We start from the raw sequence: 16,524 nt of genomic DNA, 5'->3' as shown, positions 1-16,524 counted from the left end.
GCCTGACCGATACCCCGTGAGAATGCCGTGAACCGCCGTGGAGTTGACCGTGCGTGCGCCCAATTTCCTTCTGATCAGCCTGCTGGCTGGCATGCCCTTGTGCCTGCCGGCGCATGCCATCAGCTTCCAGACGCGGCTGGAAAAGGTAGAGTGGACGGTCGAGGGTGACCAGTTCGAGTGTCGCCTGAGCCAACCGATCAGCAATTTCGGCAGCGGCGAGTTCGTACGCCGCGCGGGTGAACAGGTCACCTTTCGTCTCAAGGCCCGTGAGCGCTGGATGGGTGTGGGGTCGGCGACTTTGCTGGCGGCGGCGGCGCCCTGGCAGCCGGGGCGCGGCGATATCAATCTCGGTGTGGTCAGCGTCGGTATTGGCGAGGTGCCGTTCAACAGTTCGCAGGAGCAGGGGGCGCGGCTGCTCACCGGTCTGCTCGAAGGGCGCAGCCCGCTGGTGCGTCATCGCACCCTCAATGGTGGCGACAATCTGGAAGTACGTTTGCTGCCTGTGAAGTTTCACAAGGCCTATGACGATTACCAGGCCTGTATCGCCAAGTTGCTACCGGTCAATTTCGATCAGATTCGCCAGGCGCAGATCGGTTTTCCCGGTGGCGGCATCGATCTCGATCCGATGGCCAAGGCCAAGCTCGACATCATCCTCGACTTCGTCAAGGCCGACCCGAGCATCAACAGCTTCCAGATCGATGGTCACGCCGACAACAGCGGCAATCGTCTGACCAATCGCGACCTCTCACGCCGCCGTGCGCTGGCCGTGCAGGAATATCTGGTGGCCGGTGGCGTACCGGTCGAGCAGATCACCATGCGCTTTCATGGCGAGCGTTACCCGCTGGTGCCAAATAACAACGAAGCCAATCGCGCCAAGAACCGCCGCGCGACCCTGCGCCTGGATCGCGTACCCGCGCCGGAAGTCCCGGTACAGAGCGAACCGCAGACCGCTCCACCGACCACCCCGGTCGATCCGGTCGGAAGCACCCCCTCCTGAGCAAAAAACGCTGATTCTCGCCGTCGCTTCGTCGTCACAAGCTGTCGCGCCCCTGTAAATTGGCCCGCAGGGCCAGTAGAATCACCGGTTTTACCGTACAACCCGTGGAGTGATGGCATGGCGGACGTCAAAAAGGTAGTTCTGGCCTATTCCGGTGGCCTGGACACCTCGGTGATCCTCAAGTGGCTGCAAGATACCTACAACTGTGAAGTGGTGACTTTCACCGCCGACCTCGGTCAGGGCGAGGAGGTCGAGCCGGCCCGCGCCAAGGCTCAGGCGATGGGCGTCAAGGAAATCTACATCGACGATCTGCGCGAAGAGTTCGTCCGCGATTTCGTCTACCCGATGTTCCGCGCCAACACCGTCTACGAAGGCGAGTACCTGCTGGGTACGTCCATCGCCCGCCCGCTGATCGCCAAGCGCCTGATCGAAATCGCCAACGAGACCGGCGCCGACGCCATCTCCCACGGTGCTACCGGCAAGGGCAATGACCAGGTGCGTTTCGAGCTGGGCGCCTATGCGCTGAAGCCGGGGGTGAAAGTCATCGCCCCGTGGCGCGAGTGGGACCTGCTGTCGCGCGAGAAGCTGATGGACTACGCCGAGAAGCACGCCATCCCGATCGAGCGCCACGGCAAGAAGAAGTCGCCGTACTCCATGGACGCCAACCTGCTGCACATCTCCTATGAAGGTGGCGTGCTGGAAGACACCTGGACCGAGCACGAAGAAGACATGTGGAAGTGGACTGTCTCCCCTGAGGCAGCACCGGACGCACCGACTTATATCGAGCTGACCTACCGCGCCGGCGACATCGTCGCCATCGACGGCAAGGCCATGAGCCCGGCGCAGGTACTGGCCGAGCTGAACCGCATCGGTGGCGAGAACGGCATTGGCCGTCTGGACATCGTCGAGAACCGTTTCGTCGGCATGAAGTCCCGTGGCTGCTACGAGACCCCCGGCGGCACCATCATGCTCAAGGCTCACCGCGCCATCGAGTCGATCACCCTCGACCGCGAAGTGGCGCACCTGAAAGACGAGCTGATGCCGAAGTACGCCAGCCTGATCTACAACGGTTTCTGGTGGAGCCCGGAGCGTCTGATGCTGCAACAGATGATCGACGCCTCCCAGGCCAACGTGAACGGCGTGGTACGCCTGAAGCTGTACAAAGGCAACGTCATCGTCACTGGCCGCAAGTCCGACGACTCGCTGTTCGATGCCAACATCGCGACCTTCGAGGAAGATGGTGGCGCCTACAACCAGCAGGACGCGGCGGGCTTCATCAAGCTCAACGCCCTGCGCATGCGCATCGCCGCCGGCAAGGGCCGCAAGCTGGTCTAAGCTGATTCACCTGCGCTACAAGGACCCCGGCCAAGTGCCGGGGTTCTGCTTTCCAGAAGAGGAAAACCTGATGAGACTGCTGCATACCATGCTGCGTGTCGGCGACCTGGACCAATCCATCGCCTTCTACACCGAAGTGCTGGGCATGACCTTGCTGCGGCGCAAGGATTACCCGGACGGACAGTTCACCCTGGCCTTCGTTGGCTATGGCGACGAGGCACACAACAGCGTGATCGAGCTGACCCACAACTGGGGTGTGGACAGCTACGAACTGGGCACCGGCTACGGTCATATCGCCCTGGAAGTCGAGGATGTCTACAAGGCCTGCGAGGACATTCGCAGTCGGGGCGGCAAGATCACCCGCGAGCCGGGGCCGATGAAGCATGGCAGCAGCATCCTGGCCTTCGTCGAGGATCCGGACGGTTACAAGGTCGAGCTGCTGTCGCCCAAGCGAAGCGATTGACAGCTGGAAATCTTTGTAAGTAAATGCTTACAAAGATAGTGGCTATTCGCTGATCGGCGAGGTGCCCCATGATGGCTGATCCCAAGGCCTTGCGCCTTATTCGCGTGGTTCAGGAGCTGTCGATGGCGAAGGACGTGGACCGTGTGGCGGAGATTGTCCGCAGCGTGGCCCGCGAGCTGACCGGGGCCGACGGCGCTACCTTCGTTCTGCGCGATGGGCAGCAATGTTTCTATCGCGATGAGGACGCCATCTCACCCTTGTGGAAGGGCCAGCGTTTCCCCCTCAGTGCGTGTATCAGCGGTTGGGCCATGCTCAACCGCCGCGCCGCCGTGATCCCCGATATCTATGTCGACTCGCGCATTCCCCATGAGGTGTATCGGCCTACCTTCGTCAAGAGTCTGGTCATGGTGCCCATCCGGACCCTGGAGCCGATCGGCGCCATTGGCACCTATTGGGCGGAGTCTTATCAGGCCTCCGACGAGCAGATTCAGCTGCTGCAGGCCTTGGCCGACTCCACCTCGGTGGCCCTGGAGAATGTCCAGGTCTATGCCGAGCTGGAGCAGCGTGTAGAAGAGCGCACGGCGCAACTGGCCGAGGCCAATCGGCGCTTGCAGGACGAGGTGCGTGAACGCCAGCTGGCCGAGCAGGCGGTGCGCCAGCTGTCGCTGACCGATGAGTTGACCGGGCTGTACAACCGTCGCGGTTTTCGCCTGCTGGCCGAACGCGAACTGCGTGCGGCGCAGCGGCGCAAGGGCCGTTGCCTGTTGCTGTACGCCGATCTCGATGATCTCAAACCGGTCAATGATCGCTTCGGCCATGGTGCCGGGGATCGTTTGCTCAGGGCGGCGGCCGAAGTGCTCAAGACCCAGTTCCGTACCACCGACGTGATCGCTCGCCTGGGCGGCGATGAGTTCGTCGTGCTGGCCAGCGACTACAGCGATAGCGAAGAGGTGCTGCGGCGTCTTGAGCAGGCATTGCGTGGCAGAGAGGGCGGAGCCGGTCAGAGACTATCAATGAGCATGGGGATCAGCGAATCGTCGCTGAATCCCGACGAGGGACTCGATAGTCTGTTGGTGCAAGCCGATGCGGCGATGTACGCCAACAAGTGCGCGCGGCGCGCCTTGCGCGCGGTGAGCTGAAACGAAAAAGCCCCGCGGTTGGCGGGGCTTCTTGCGCGGCGCGTTCAGATATCGAAGTCGTATTCGGCCAGCTGTTTGTGCAGGCGACGTTCTTCGAGGAAGTTGTCGATGATGCGGCGCTTGGTCAGGTTGGTCTTGGCGACTTCTACCGCAGGCTCGGCATCGTCCGATTCTTCCGCGACAAAGTCTTCGTCCAGCTCGAGATCTTCTTTGTCAGTGCTCATCTATTCCACTCCAGGCCAGTTACTGGGGCCGTTTGCGCACCTTATAGCGGCAAAAATAGAGCGGGTAAAAAAGATTTTTTCAATCAGGAGATCGCCAGATTCTATGGTCGATCAATCGTCGGATGTCTTGGCCTTGTACTCGCACAGATCTTCGATGCGGCAGGCGCCACAACGCGGTTTGCGCGCGGTGCAAACATAGCGCCCGTGCAGGATCAGCCAGTGATGGGCGTCGAGCAGATAATCCTTGGGCACGAACTTGAGCAGCTTCTTCTCCACCTCCACCACGTTCTTGCCCGGCGCGATGCCGGTGCGGTTGCTGACGCGAAAAATATGCGTGTCCACGGCCATGGCCAGCTGGCGGAAGGCGGTGTTGAGCACCACGTTGGCAGTCTTGCGGCCGACGCCTGGCAGGGCTTCGAGGTCCTCGCGGTTGTCCGGCACCTGGCTGCCGTGTTTCTCGATGAGAATGCGGCAGGCCTCGATGACGTTCTTCGCCTTGCTGTTGTAAAGGCCGATGGTCTTGATGTACTCGGAAAGTCCCTCGACGCCCAGGGCGTAGATGGCCTCCGGCGTATTGGCCACCGGAAACAGCTTGGCCGTGGCCTTGTTGACGCTGACGTCTGTGGCCTGGGCCGATAGCGTCACCGCCACCAGCAGCTCGAAGGGCGTGCTGTAGGCCAGTTCGGTCTTCGGCTCGGGGTTGTCCTCGTGCAGGCGCCGGAAGATTTCCAGACGTTTGGCTGCGTTCATTCGATGACTCCGGTAACGCGAACGCGGCGGCTTTGTGCAGGCAGCTCGGGCGCGGCGGCCTTGGCCCGTTCCGCGGCGATCTGATCGATGCGGTTCTTGCCGGCGATCAGCAGGCCCAGGACGATAAAGGCGCCCGGCGGCAGGATGGCCAGCAGAAAGCCCTTGTAGTCCTGCACCAGGGTGAGCTTCCACTCGGCGGCAATCGGGCCGAACAGCAGGTGCATGTTGGCGAACAGTGCACCGGTACCGAGCAGCTCGCGGATGGCGCCGATAAGCACCAGCACCACGCCGAAGCCCAGGCCCATCATCAGGCCGTCATAGGCGGCGCGGGCCGGGTCATGCTTGGCGGCGAAGCCGTCGGCGCGGCCGAGAATCACGCAGTTGGTGGTGATCAGCGGGATGAAGATGCCGAGAATCTGGTACAGCTCATAGGTGTAGGCCTGCATCAGCAGTTCGATGCAGGTCGTCAGCGCGGCAATGATCATGACGAAGGCAGGTAGACGCACGGCTGTATTGACGACGCCGCGGACCAGCGACACGGCGGTATTGGAGCACACCAGCACCACCGCACTGGCCAGGGCCAGGCCGAGGGCGTTGACCGTGGAGTTGCTCACCCCCAGCAGCGGGCACAGGCCGAGCAGCTGCACCAGCGCCGGGTTGTTCTTCCACAGGCCGTTGAAGCTGATTTCGCGGTAACTGGTCATTGTTCGTCCTCCGCCAGGCCCAGCAGTTGGGCGCGGTGCTTGTCGAAGTAGCGCAGGGCGCCGTGCACGGCCTTGACCACGGCGCGCGGGGTGATGGTGGCGCCGGCGAACTGGTCGAACTCGCCGCGATCCTTCTTCACTGCCCAGCCGTCTTCGCCGGGGGTGCTCAGGGACTTGCCCTCGAAGCTGCGCACCCAGTCGCTCTTGGCCAGCTCGATCTTGTCACCCAGCCCCGGGGTTTCTCGGTGGCTGAGCACACGTACGCCAGCCAGGCGACCATCGGCGAAGATGCCCACCAGCAGGTGGATGGCGCCGCTGTAGCCATCCGGTGCGGTCACCGGCAGGATCAGCGCGCTGGGTTGCTCGCCCTTCAAGGCCAGGTAGGCCGACTGCGGGCTGCGGTGGCCCAGCTCGGGGGCGTTGAGCTCGATGCGGTTGTCCAGCAGGTGGTTGTCATAGCTGCCGGCCGGCAGGATCTCGGCCAGGGCGCGCACCTGCGCTTCGCGCTCGGCGGCGGCGATACGCGTGGCGGTGCCCTGTTGCAGCAGGGCGACGCTGCCGACGGTGCCAATGGCGAACAGCCCGAGCACCAGGGCGTTCTTCAGCATCGAGCGGCTGATTTCCGGCAGCATGCTCATTCTCCCAGCTTGAAGCCGCTATTGGGCTTGCGATGGCCGTAGCTGCGCGGCCGGGTGTAGTAATCGATGGTCGGCGCCGCCAGGTTCATCAGCAAAACGGCGAAGGCCACCGCGTCCGGGTAGCCGCCCCAGGCGCGGATCACGTAGACCAGTACACCGACGCCGATGCCGAACACCAGGCGCCCGCGATTGCTGGTAGCGCCGGACACCGGGTCGGTGACGATGAAGAAGGCGCCGAGCATGGTGGCGCCGGTCAGCAGGTGAAACAGCGGCGAGCCGTTGGAATCCGAGCCGCTGCCGTTCCAGAACAGCAGGCTCATGACGAACAGCGCGGCGAGCATCCCCACTGGCGCGTGCCAGGTGATCAGGCGTTTGTGCAGCAGGTACAGGCCGCCGGCGAGAAAGGCCAGGTTGACCGCCTCGCTGCCGGCGCCGCCGAAGTGGCCGAAGGCCACATTGCTAGCGCGTAGCTCGTCGATGGTCAGGCTCTTGTTGACCTTCAATGCGTCCAGCGCGGTGGCCTGGGCCCAGCCGTCGGGCAGGTTGGCAATGCCGAGGATGTGCTTGAGACCGTCCAGCGCGGCGACGCCGTGTGGCGCAGGCCAACTGGTCATTTCCACCGGGAAGGAGATCAGCACCACCACGTAGCCGACCATGGCCGGGTTGAAGGGGTTCTGCCCGAGGCCGCCATATAGCTGCTTGCCGAAGCCGATGGCGAAGCCGCAGGCGATCAGGGTCAGCCACCAGGGCGAGTAGGGCGGCAGGGCCAGGGCCAGTAGCACGGCGGTGACCAGGGCGCTGTAGTCCTTGAGGAAGAAGGCCAGCGGGCGTTGGCGCGCTGCCAGCAAGGCGGCCTCGAAGCCCAGCGCGCAGAGGCTGGCCCAGACCAGGTTGAACAGGGTGCCGGCGCCGAACAGCCAGGTCAGCGCGAGGATGCCCGGCACAGTGGCCAGCAGCACCTGCAGCATGACCTGCTGGGTGCGGTTGCTGCCCTTGGCGTGGGGCGATGTGATGCGGGGCAGGGCCATCGGCGCTCCGGTGGTTCTGTTACTGCGTTCGTACTGATCGCAGTGGTGTTCATTCCCCGGATTGCATCCGGGCTACGGTTGTCTGTGCCGCCCGGATGCTCCGATGCGACGGATTATTGCGTGTAGCCCGGATGCAATCCGGGATGATCGTTACGGCTGATAGTCGGCCAGCTTGCGTTCGGCTTCGCTCAGACGAGTGCTTGCCTGCTCCAGTGCATCGGCGGCGGCGTTGTCGTCCCGTTCCAGCTTGCGCAGGTCGGCGCGAGCAAAGGCCACTTCGGTTTTCAAGGCTTTCAGCTCGGCATCCACACCAGGCCGTTCGGTGCGTACCAGTTCCGGGGCAGGCTTGCCCGAGGCCGCCTCGGCGGCGTGCAGGGCCTGTTCGGCAGCGGCCAGGGCATCACGCAGCGGCTGCAGAGTGGCTTCGTCAGCGCCGGCCTTCTCGGCCTTCTTCAGTTCGGCGCGTTTCATCGCCAGCTCGACCTTGGCCTTTTTCAAGGCATCGTCACCGGCGGATTTGGCGGCTGGGGCGGGTATCTGGCTCTCCACATCGGCCAGGCCTCTCTCGGCTTCTTCCAGTTGCTGGCGCAGACGGGCGAGTTCGGCCTGTTGCTCGTCGTCCGGGGTTTCGATCTTCTCCAGCTTGCGCAGCTGCGCCTTGAGCATGGCCGCTTCGATCTTGGCCTTTTTCAAGGCATCGTCACCGGCGGGTTTGGCGGCTGGGTCGGGTGTCTGGCTCTCCAGATCGGCCAGGGCTCTCTCGGCTTCTTCCAGTTGCTGGCGCAGACGGGCGAGTTCGGCCTGTTGCTCGTCGTCCGGGGGTTCGATCTTCTCCAGCTTGCGCAGCTGCGCCTTGAGCATGGCCGCTTCGATCTTGGCCTTTTTCAAGGCATCGTCACCGGCGGGTTTGGCGGCTGGGGCGGGTGTCTGGCTCTCCAGATCGGCCAGGACCTTCTCGGCGGCTTCCAGTTGCTGACGCAGACGAGCGAGTTCGGCCTGCTGGTCGTCGTCCGGGTTTTCGATCTTTTCCAGCTTGCGCAGCTGGGCCTTGAGCATGGCGGCTTCGATCTTGGCCTTCTTCAGCGCTTCGTCGCCGGCGGGCTTGGGCTTCGGGGCTGGTGCAGCTGCCTGTGCGTCGGCCAAGGCCTTTTGCGCGGCTTCGGCAGCGGCGCGCAGCTCGCTGACCTGCGCCTGCAGTTCGGGCGTGTCGTGGGCAGCCAGCTGTTTTTCCGCCTTCTTCAGCGCGACCTGGGCCATGCTGGCTTCGATCTTGAGTTTCTTCAGCGCTTCGTCTGCGGGGGAGGTCGCTGCCACAGCCGGTGCCTCGGCCTGCGCCGCCTTGGTGCGGGCGGCTTTTTCGGCACGGGCCTTGCGCTCGGCTTCCTTCTGCTCCTCGGCGCGGCGCAGGCGTTCCTGGCGCTGCTCGAAGCGCTGCTTGGAGTGTTCGGCCTTGAGCTGCTTCTGTTCCAGTTCGCGGATTTCCGCCTTGGCTGCGCGGTAGTACTGCACCAGCGGAATGCTCGATGGGCAGACGTAGGCGCAGGCGCCGCATTCGATGCAATCGAATAGGTTGTGCGCCTTGAGCTGCTCGTGCTCCTGACCCAGGGCGAAGAAGTGCAGTTGTTGCGGCAGCAGGCTGGCCGGGCAGGCCTCGGCGCACTCGCCGCAGCGGATGCAGGGCATGGCCGGCGGTGGTGGCGGCAGTTCGACGGCGGTGCTGGCCAGCAGGCAGTTGCTGGTCTTGATCAGCGGCACCTCGAGGCTGGGCAGGGTAAAGCCCATCATCGGTCCGCCCATGATCAGGCGATTGAGTTTGCTGGTGTCCAGCCCGGCGAACTGCAGCAGCTCGCCCACCGGCGTGCCGAGCAGCGCCTCGACGTTGCCGGGGCGCGCCAGTGCCTCGCCGGTCAGGGTGGTGATGCGCGAGATCAGTGGTTTGCCCAGCAAAACGGCGTCATGGATGGCCACGCAGGTACCGACGTTCTGGCAGAGGATGCCGATATCGGCCGGCAGCCCGCCTGAGGGCACTTCGACACCGGTGAGAATCTGGATCAGCTGCTTCTCGCCGCCGGAGGGGTACTTGGTGGGAAACACCCGCACCTGGTAGCTGCGCTCGCTGCAGGCGCCGCGCACCGCGGCGATGGCCTCGGGCTTGTTGTCCTCGATGCCGATCAGCACCTGATCGGGCTGGATCAGCTGCACCAGGATATCGATGCCGGAAACCAGCTCGCCGGCGCGCTCGCGCATCAGCAGGTCGTCGGCGGTGATATAGGGTTCGCATTCGGTGCCGTTGATGATCAGCGTATGGATCTTCTGCGTTGGCCGTGCCGTGAGCTTGACCGCCGTGGGGAAGCCGGCACCGCCCAGGCCGCTGATACCGGCCTCGCGAATCAGCGCCAGCAGCTCGGCCGATTCCATATGCCGGTAGTCGGCATGGGGCGTCAGTTCGTCCCACTCGTCCAGGCCGTCGCTGTCGATGACGATGGCCGGTGCCAGCATGCCGGAGACGTGCGGGTAGGGCTGCGGGCCGATAAAGCTGACGGTGCCGGAGGTGGGGGCATGCAGCGGCGTGCTGACGAAGCCGTTGGCCTCGGCGATCTTCTCGCCCTTGCGCACGCGCTGGCCGACGACCACGCAGGGTTCGGCGACTGCACCGATATGCTGGCCAAGCGGCAAGACCAGGCGCTTGGGCAGCGGCGCCTGCTGGATCGGCGTGCGGTTGGACAGCTCCTTGCGCTCGGCAGGGTGGATGCCACCCGGGATATCCCAGATCTTTTCCTGCGCGCTCATGCCGCCTGCTCCCGGTCGCTGGCGATCAACTGGCCGGGCGCCAGCGGTTTGTCCCATTTCCAGCTCTGCACGGTGCTACTGACTTCGATCATGTCGATGCAGTCCACCGGGCACGGCTCGACGCAGAGGTCGCAGCCGGTGCACTCGCTGACGATGACCGTGTGCATCTGCCGCGCCGCGCCGACGATGGCGTCCACCGGGCAGGCCTGGATGCACTTGGTGCAGCCAATGCATTCTGCTTCGCGGATAAACGCGACCATCTGCGGCTTCTCGCCTTCCACAGCATCCAGCGGCTCGGGTTCGACGTCCAGCAGGTCGGCCAGCGCCTGGATGGTCGCCTCGCCACCAGGTGGGCACTTGTTGATCTTGTCGCCGCCAGCGATCGCCTCGGCGTAGGGCTTGCAGCCCGGGTAGCCGCACTGGCCGCACTGGGTCTGCGGCAGCAAGGCGTTGATCTGCTCGGCGATGGGGTCGCCCTCGACCTTGAAGCGCACCGCAGCAAAACCGAGGATGGCGCCGGCGATCAGGCACAGGCCGAGCAGGGCGAGGACGGCGACCAGAACCAGGCTCATAGCTTGATCAACCCGGCAAAGCCCATGAAGGCCAGCGACATCAGACCGGCGGTGATCATGCCGATGGCCGCGCCCTGAAAGGACTTCGGCACGTCGGCGATGGCAATGCGTTCGCGCATGGCGGCGAACAGCACCAGCACCAGGGAGAAGCCCAGGCCTGCGGCGAAGCCGTTGGCAGTGGCGGTGATGAAGGTGAACTCGGCCTTGTTGGCGTTGAGCAGGGCGACGCCGAGGACGATGCAGTTGGTGGTGATCAGCGGCAGGAAGATGCCCAGCACGCGATACAGCAGTGGGCTGGTCTTGTTCACCACCATCTCGGTGAACTGCACGGTCACGGCGATCACCAGGATGAAGCTGATGGTGCGCAGGTATTCCAGGTCCAGCGGTTTGAGCACGTACTGCTGCACCAGGTAGCTGCACATGGCGGCCAGGGTCAGCACGAAGGTGGTGGCCAGGGACAGGCCGATGGCTGTTTCGATCTTCTTCGACACGCCCATGAACGGGCACAGGCCGAGGAACTGCACCAACACGAAGTTGTTGACCAGGATGGCGCTGACCATGATCAGGACGAGTTCGGTCATCGGATTGCCGTCGAGTGCGCAAAGGCCATAGGAAAAGGGCGCCTATTATCGGGAAGCGCGTAGATGCAAACAAGCCGGCATTGGCCGGCTTGTTCGACGCCTATAAGCCTAGCTGGGGCTTACTTGACGCGCTGGCCCGGCTTGGCGCCGCTGTCCGGGCTGAGCAGGTAAATTTCCTCGCCACCGGGGCCGGCGGCCAGGACCATGCCTTCGCTGATGCCGAACTTCATCTTGCGCGGCGCCAGGTTGGCGACGTACAGGGTCAGGCGGCCTTCCAGCTTGCTCGGGTCCGGGTAGGCGGACTTGATGCCGGAGAACACGTTGCGCTTCTCGTCGCCGATATCCAGCGACAGGCGCAGCAGCTTGTCGGCGCCTTCGACGAACTCGCACTTCTCGATCAGGGCGATACGCAGGTCGACGGCGGCGAAGGCGTCGAAGTTGATCTCGGCGGCCAGCGGGTCCTTGGCCAGTTCACCATTGCCCTGTGGCTTGGACGCTTCGGCGGCCAGGTCTTCCTTGGAGGCTTCGACCATGGCTTCGATCTTCGCCGGCTCGATGCGGGTGAGCAGCGGGTTGAACGGGTTGAACTGATGGTTGGCCAGCGGCAGCGACAGGTCGGCCCAGGTTTGCGGCTTCACATTGAGGAAGGCTTCGGCATCGGCGGCCAGCTTCGGCAGCACGGGTTTCAACATGATTACCAACTGGCGGAACAGGTTGATGCCCAGCGCGCAGATTTCCTGCACCTCGGCCTGTTTGCCTTCGACCTTGTTCAGGGCCCAGGGCGCCTTGTCGGCGATCCAGGCATTGGCGCGGTCGGCCAGCGCCATGATCTCGCGCATGGCGCGGGAGAAATCACGTGCTTCGTAGGCCTCGGCAATGCTCGGCGCTGCGGCCTGGAAGGCGTCCCACAGCTCCGGCTCCGGGTTGGCGGCGACCAGCAGGCCATCGTTACCCTTGTGGATGAAACCGGCGCAGCGGCTGGCGATATTCACTACTTTGCCGACCAGGTCCGAGTTGACCTTCTGCACGAAGTCATCGAGGTTCAGGTCCAGATCGTCGACGCCACGGCCCAGTTTGGAGGCGTAGTAGTAGCGCAGGTATTCCGGGTTCAGGTGGTCCAGGTAGGTGCGTGCCTTGATGAAGGTGCCGCGCGACTTGGACATCTTCTGCCCGTTGACCGTCAGGTAGCCGTGCACATTGACCGCGGTGGGCTTGCGGTAGCCCGCGCCTTCGAGCATGGCCGGCCAGAACAGGGCGTGGAAGTTGACGATGTCCTTGCCGATGAAGTGATACAGCTCGGCGGTGGAATCCTTGCCCCAGAATGCGTCGAAGTCCAGCTCCGGACGGCGCGCGCAGAGGTTCTTGAAGCTGGCCATGTAGCCGATCGGCGCGTCCAGCCAGACGTAGAAGTACTTGCCCGGCTCGCCGGGAATCTCGAAGCCGAAGTAGGGCGCATCACGGCTGATGTCCCACTCCTGCAGGCCGCCGTCGAGCCACTCGGCGATCTTGTTGGCCACCGCTTCCTGCAGGGCGCCGGAGCGCGTCCACTGCTTGAGCATGGCTTCGAAGTCCGGCAGCTTGAAGAAGAAGTGCTGCGACTCCTTGAGCACCGGCACCGCGCCGGAGATGGCCGAGCGCGGGTTCTTCAGCTCGGTCGGTGCATAGGTGGCACCGCATTTCTCGCAGTTGTCGCCGTACTGATCCTCGGTGTCACATTTCGGGCAGGTGCCCTTGATGAAACGGTCGGCGAGGAACATGCCCTTCTCGGGGTCGAAGTACTGGGTCACCGCGCGGGTGGCGATATGGCCCTTGTCGCGCAGCGCCAGGTAGATCGACGCCGACAACTCGCGGTTTTCCTCCGAGTGGGTGGAGTGGTAGTTGTCGAAGTCCACGCCGAAGTCGGCGAAGTCGGCGGTGTGCTCGGCCTGTACGTTGGCAATGAGCTGCTCGGGGGTGATGCCTTCTTTCTCGGCGCGCAGCATGATCGCCGAACCGTGCGCATCGTCTGCACAGACGTAGATGGCCTGATTGCCACGCAGCTTCTGGTAGCGCACCCACATGTCGGTCTGCACGTACTCGAGCATATGGCCAAGGTGGATGGAACCGTTGGCGTAGGGGAGGGCGCTGGTAACGAGAATCTTGCGGGCTTCGGTCATGGTGATCGGCTGCACTGGTAAAACGAGGGAAGTCGGCAACTATAAAGCAGCGGCAGGCTGCAAGCCACCTGCACCGGGTAAGCGTGGTCGATGTACCGCGCATGGCTCGGTGCTGCTGCTATTATGCCGGCCTGTTTTTCTGCTGCCTTCTGGAGTCCATGCATGAGTGCCGTCACCCGCGAAGCGGTCGAAGCCTGTCTGCGTCAGTTCACCGACCCACATCTCGATCAGGACCCGGTCAGTGCCGGTTGCCTGCGCGAGGTCGACATCCAGGGCGCACGCGTATCTGTGCGCCTGGAGCTGGGCTACGCCGCCGGTTTGTTCAAGAACGGTTGGGCGCAGATGCTGCAGATGGCGCTGGAGAACCTCGATGGTGTCGACGGTGCGCGGGTGCAGGTCGATTGCGTGATCGACTCGCACCAGGGGCAGGCGCAGGTGCCGGCCCTGGCTGGGGTGAAAAACGTTATCGCCGTGGCCTCGGGCAAGGGCGGGGTGGGCAAGTCCACCACCGCAGCCAACCTGGCACTGGCGCTGGCGCGTGAAGGCGCGCGCGTTGGTATTCTTGATGCCGATATCTACGGCCCCAGCCAGGGCATCATGTTCGGCATCGCCGAGGGCACGCGGCCGCAGGTGAAGGATCAGAAATGGTTCGTGCCTCTCGAAGCCCATGGCGTGCAGGTGATGTCCATGGCCTTTCTCACCGACGACAACACGCCGATGGTCTGGCGCGGGCCGATGGTCAGCGGTGCGCTGCTGCAACTGATCACCCAGACCGCCTGGAACGACCTCGATTACCTGGTGGTGGACATGCCGCCGGGCACCGGCGACATCCAGCTGACCCTGGCACAGAAGGTGCCGGTGGCCGGTAGCGTGATCGTCACCACGCCGCAGGACCTGGCCCTGCTCGATGCCAAGAAAGGCGTGGAGATGTTCCGCAAGGTGCATATCCCGGTGCTCGGTGTGGTGGAGAACATGGCCGTGCACATCTGCTCCAACTGCGGTCATGCCGAGCACCTGTTCGGCGAGGGTGGCGGTGAGAAGCTGGCTGCACAGTATGGCGTCGAGCTGCTGGCCTCGTTGCCGCTGTCGATGGCCATCCGCATGCAGGCCGATGATGGCAAGCCGACCACCATTGCCGATCCGGAAAGCCAGATCGCCATGATCTACCAGGACCTGGCGCGCAAGGTCGGCGCGCGCATCGCCCTGGCTGGCAAGCCGGCGATGCCCAGCATCGAGATCAGTGAGGACTAATAGCGGCTGCGCAGCGGCCCTCTGATGACCCTCTCCCATTTATGGGGCGAAGAGGCGCGTTTTGGAAGCATCGCTTCCTGCGCCTATGAGCGCCTGATCGCGAAGCGATCAGGCCGGGGCGCGGAGCGGGGCGCCCGAAGGGCGGGAGAGGGCCATGCAGGCGACTCGGTCCTGACTTGGCTTTCCAATTGCCCTGCGGCGTGGGCATCCTGCGCAGCTCTACCACCCGACTCAGTTCAAGCGCCGGCGGATCGAATCTGTAGGAGCGGCGCCCCGCCGCGAATCAGGGCGGCGCAAATTTGAAAAGCTTCGCCCCGGGGCGGGGCTCCTACGGAAAGCTGCTTTGGAGCGGCTTCAGCCGCGATTTCGCGGATAAATCCGCTCCTACAAGGCGTGTAAACACCCACAAAAAAGCCCCGCACTAGGCGGGGCTCTTTCTCAAGCAGGGTAGTGCAGGTTAGATAACCTGAACTTCCTCAGCCTGCATGCCTTTCTGACCACGGGTGGCCACGAAGGATACTTGCTGGCCTTCTTTCAGGCTCTTGAAACCATCGCTCTGGATGGCTTTGAAGTGTACGAAGAGGTCGTCACCGGATTGCGGGGTGATGAAGCCGTAGCCTTTCTCATCGTTGAACCACTTGACGGTGCCAGTCTGACGATTGGACATGTGATGTCTCCTAACAAAAGTAATAACAGCCCTGGAAAAGCCCAGGCCGGGACTGAGTGCAACGAGTACTAGGAGTCGGACGATGTTTGGATCGAGATCTAGGCATCTAGTAGCGATTCGCGGTGACACATGCAGCACAGTGGGCACACCATACGTGTTTTTATCGCCAAGTGCGAATGCTCGATGCAGCTTTTTTGCAAATAATGACTGATGGGCGCGCCGGCACTCTTTGAAGCGTGGCGCCTGCATCGGTAAGATGCGCTCACTTTTTTCGTAACCGCCCACTCAGGACACCTCGCCATGAGCATCAAATCGGACAAGTGGATTCGCCGCATGGCCCAGGAACACGGCATGATCGAGCCCTACGTCGAGCGCCAGGTGCGCGGTGCCGACGACAGTCGCGTCATCTCCTACGGTGTTTCCAGCTACGGCTACGATGTACGTTGCGCCGATGAATTCAAGGTGTTCACCAATATCCACTCGGCCATCGTCGACCCGAAGAATTTCGATGAGAAGAGCTTCGTCGACATCAAGAGCGACGTTTGCATCATTCCGCCTAACTCCTTCGCCCTGGCGCGTACCGTCGAGTACTTCCGTATTCCGCGTGACGTGCTGACCATCTGCCTGGGCAAGAGCACCTATGCGCGTTGCGGCATCATCGTCAACGTCACGCCGCTGGAGCCGGAGTGGGAAGGCCACGTGACCCTGGAATTCTCCAATACCACCAACCTGCCGGCGAAGATCTACGCCAACGAGGGTGTGGCGCAGATGCTGTTCCTGCAGTCCGACGAGGCCTGTGAGGTTTCCTACCGTGATCGTGGTGGCAAGTACCAGGGTCAGACCGGGGTAACCCTACCCAAGGCCTGATCGCCGAAGCGTTGCCAGAATGCCGGGCTTAGCCCGGCTTTTTTGTGCGCGCTAGCGTTTGGTCGGATAGCCTGAATTTCCTGCTCCTGTGGGGCTCCATCTACAACAGCCCACGTTCAGGAGAACGACTCATGTCTTTGCTCGATCTCAATGCGGGAGGAATTCCCGGCCAGCCCGAACCCGATATCCCTGATCAGCCAGGAAGACCCGTGCCGCCGCAGGAGCCGGGTGAGCCGACATTGCCCGATCAACCGCCGCCGGCGCCGGTGGCCCAGTGTCGGCCACGTGAGGTTTTCGAGCGCCTCGCCGCGCCAGCAGAGCGCATTGCCGGGGAGTGGCATTGATTTGCAGTGCAGACGAAA

The 16,524-nt window shown here is 63.3% G+C and carries 17 protein-coding genes; 7 read left to right on the top strand and 10 right to left on the bottom strand.

Annotation, left to right across the window (positions count from 1 at the left end):
- Nucleotides 1-49: 49 nt before the first annotated feature.
- The 4 genes from BM186_RS01040 (at nt 50) to BM186_RS01025 (ending at nt 3,934) form a co-directional block, all read left to right on the top strand.
- Nucleotides 50-997 (top strand): flagellar protein MotY, encoded by a 948-nt coding sequence (locus BM186_RS01040; protein WP_074913103.1) that lies wholly within the window; start codon nt 50-52, stop codon nt 995-997.
- Nucleotides 998-1,114: 117 nt separating this feature from the next.
- A complete protein-coding gene (locus BM186_RS01035; RefSeq protein WP_074913101.1) occupies nt 1,115-2,332 on the top strand; it encodes an argininosuccinate synthase in 1,218 nt (405 codons plus the stop codon).
- A 70-nt stretch (nt 2,333-2,402) separates the two neighbouring features.
- Nucleotides 2,403-2,795: a lactoylglutathione lyase gene (gene gloA / locus BM186_RS01030; RefSeq protein WP_072422679.1), complete on the top strand. Its 393-nt coding sequence runs from the start codon at nt 2,403-2,405 to the stop codon at nt 2,793-2,795.
- Nucleotides 2,796-2,866: 71 nt separating this feature from the next.
- On the top strand, nt 2,867-3,934 hold the full coding sequence (locus BM186_RS01025; protein ID WP_239690021.1) for a GGDEF domain-containing protein: 1,068 nt from the start codon (nt 2,867-2,869) through the stop codon (nt 3,932-3,934).
- A gap of 44 nt (nt 3,935-3,978) precedes the next feature.
- Here the strand turns inward: BM186_RS01025 and BM186_RS01020 are convergent, their stop codons facing one another.
- From BM186_RS01020 to metG, 9 genes are all read right to left on the bottom strand, one after another.
- Nucleotides 3,979-4,158: a PA3496 family putative envelope integrity protein gene (locus BM186_RS01020; protein ID WP_017677837.1), complete on the bottom strand. Its 180-nt coding sequence runs from the start codon at nt 4,156-4,158 to the stop codon at nt 3,979-3,981.
- Nucleotides 4,159-4,269: 111 nt separating this feature from the next.
- Nucleotides 4,270-4,908: an endonuclease III gene (gene nth, locus BM186_RS01015; RefSeq protein ID WP_003245598.1), complete on the bottom strand. Its 639-nt coding sequence runs from the start codon at nt 4,906-4,908 to the stop codon at nt 4,270-4,272.
- On the bottom strand, nt 4,905-5,612 hold the full coding sequence (locus tag BM186_RS01010; protein WP_072422677.1) for an electron transport complex subunit E: 708 nt from the start codon (nt 5,610-5,612) through the stop codon (nt 4,905-4,907). The genes nth and BM186_RS01010 overlap by 4 nt, the downstream gene beginning before the upstream one ends.
- On the bottom strand, nt 5,609-6,244 hold the full coding sequence (gene rsxG / locus BM186_RS01005) for an electron transport complex subunit RsxG (RefSeq protein ID WP_074913097.1): 636 nt from the start codon (nt 6,242-6,244) through the stop codon (nt 5,609-5,611). The genes BM186_RS01010 and rsxG overlap by 4 nt, the downstream gene beginning before the upstream one ends.
- Nucleotides 6,245-6,246: 2 nt before the next feature.
- Nucleotides 6,247-7,278, bottom strand: a complete 1,032-nt coding sequence (locus BM186_RS01000; RefSeq protein WP_074913095.1) for an RnfABCDGE type electron transport complex subunit D — start codon at nt 7,276-7,278, stop codon at nt 6,247-6,249.
- 150 nt (nt 7,279-7,428) lie between these two features.
- Nucleotides 7,429-10,068: an electron transport complex subunit RsxC gene (gene rsxC, locus BM186_RS00995; RefSeq protein WP_074913093.1), complete on the bottom strand. Its 2,640-nt coding sequence runs from the start codon at nt 10,066-10,068 to the stop codon at nt 7,429-7,431.
- Nucleotides 10,065-10,640 (bottom strand): electron transport complex subunit RsxB, encoded by a 576-nt coding sequence (gene rsxB, locus BM186_RS00990; RefSeq protein WP_074913091.1) that lies wholly within the window; start codon nt 10,638-10,640, stop codon nt 10,065-10,067. The genes rsxC and rsxB overlap by 4 nt, the downstream gene beginning before the upstream one ends.
- The gene (gene rsxA / locus BM186_RS00985) at nt 10,637-11,221 is read right to left on the bottom strand and encodes an electron transport complex subunit RsxA (protein ID WP_074913089.1); all 585 of its coding nucleotides are present in this window, start codon (nt 11,219-11,221) and stop codon (nt 10,637-10,639) included. The genes rsxB and rsxA overlap by 4 nt, the downstream gene beginning before the upstream one ends.
- Before the next feature lie 119 nt (nt 11,222-11,340).
- Nucleotides 11,341-13,377, bottom strand: a complete 2,037-nt coding sequence (metG, locus tag BM186_RS00980) for a methionine--tRNA ligase (RefSeq protein WP_074913087.1) — start codon at nt 13,375-13,377, stop codon at nt 11,341-11,343.
- A 162-nt stretch (nt 13,378-13,539) separates the two neighbouring features.
- Between metG and apbC the strand changes: the two genes are divergently transcribed.
- Entirely contained in the window at nt 13,540-14,628 is a 1,089-nt protein-coding gene (apbC, locus tag BM186_RS00975) for an iron-sulfur cluster carrier protein ApbC (protein ID WP_045734447.1), read from the top strand.
- Between the two features lie 457 nt (nt 14,629-15,085).
- On the opposite strand, the gene BM186_RS00965 is transcribed toward apbC, so the two are convergent.
- Entirely contained in the window at nt 15,086-15,295 is a 210-nt protein-coding gene (locus tag BM186_RS00965; RefSeq protein WP_003245585.1) for a cold-shock protein, read from the bottom strand.
- A gap of 300 nt (nt 15,296-15,595) precedes the next feature.
- Between BM186_RS00965 and dcd the strand changes: the two genes are divergently transcribed.
- Nucleotides 15,596-16,162 (top strand): dCTP deaminase, encoded by a 567-nt coding sequence (gene dcd, locus BM186_RS00960; protein ID WP_004423764.1) that lies wholly within the window; start codon nt 15,596-15,598, stop codon nt 16,160-16,162.
- 131 nt (nt 16,163-16,293) lie between these two features.
- The gene (locus tag BM186_RS00955; RefSeq protein ID WP_074913083.1) at nt 16,294-16,506 is read left to right on the top strand and encodes a hypothetical protein; all 213 of its coding nucleotides are present in this window, start codon (nt 16,294-16,296) and stop codon (nt 16,504-16,506) included.
- Nucleotides 16,507-16,524: the final 18 nt, after the last annotated feature.

This window comes from Ectopseudomonas toyotomiensis (genome assembly GCF_900115695.1).
Classification (GTDB): Bacteria; Pseudomonadota; Gammaproteobacteria; order Pseudomonadales; family Pseudomonadaceae; genus Aquipseudomonas; species Aquipseudomonas toyotomiensis.
This window is presented reverse-complemented; position numbering and strand designations above follow the sequence as displayed.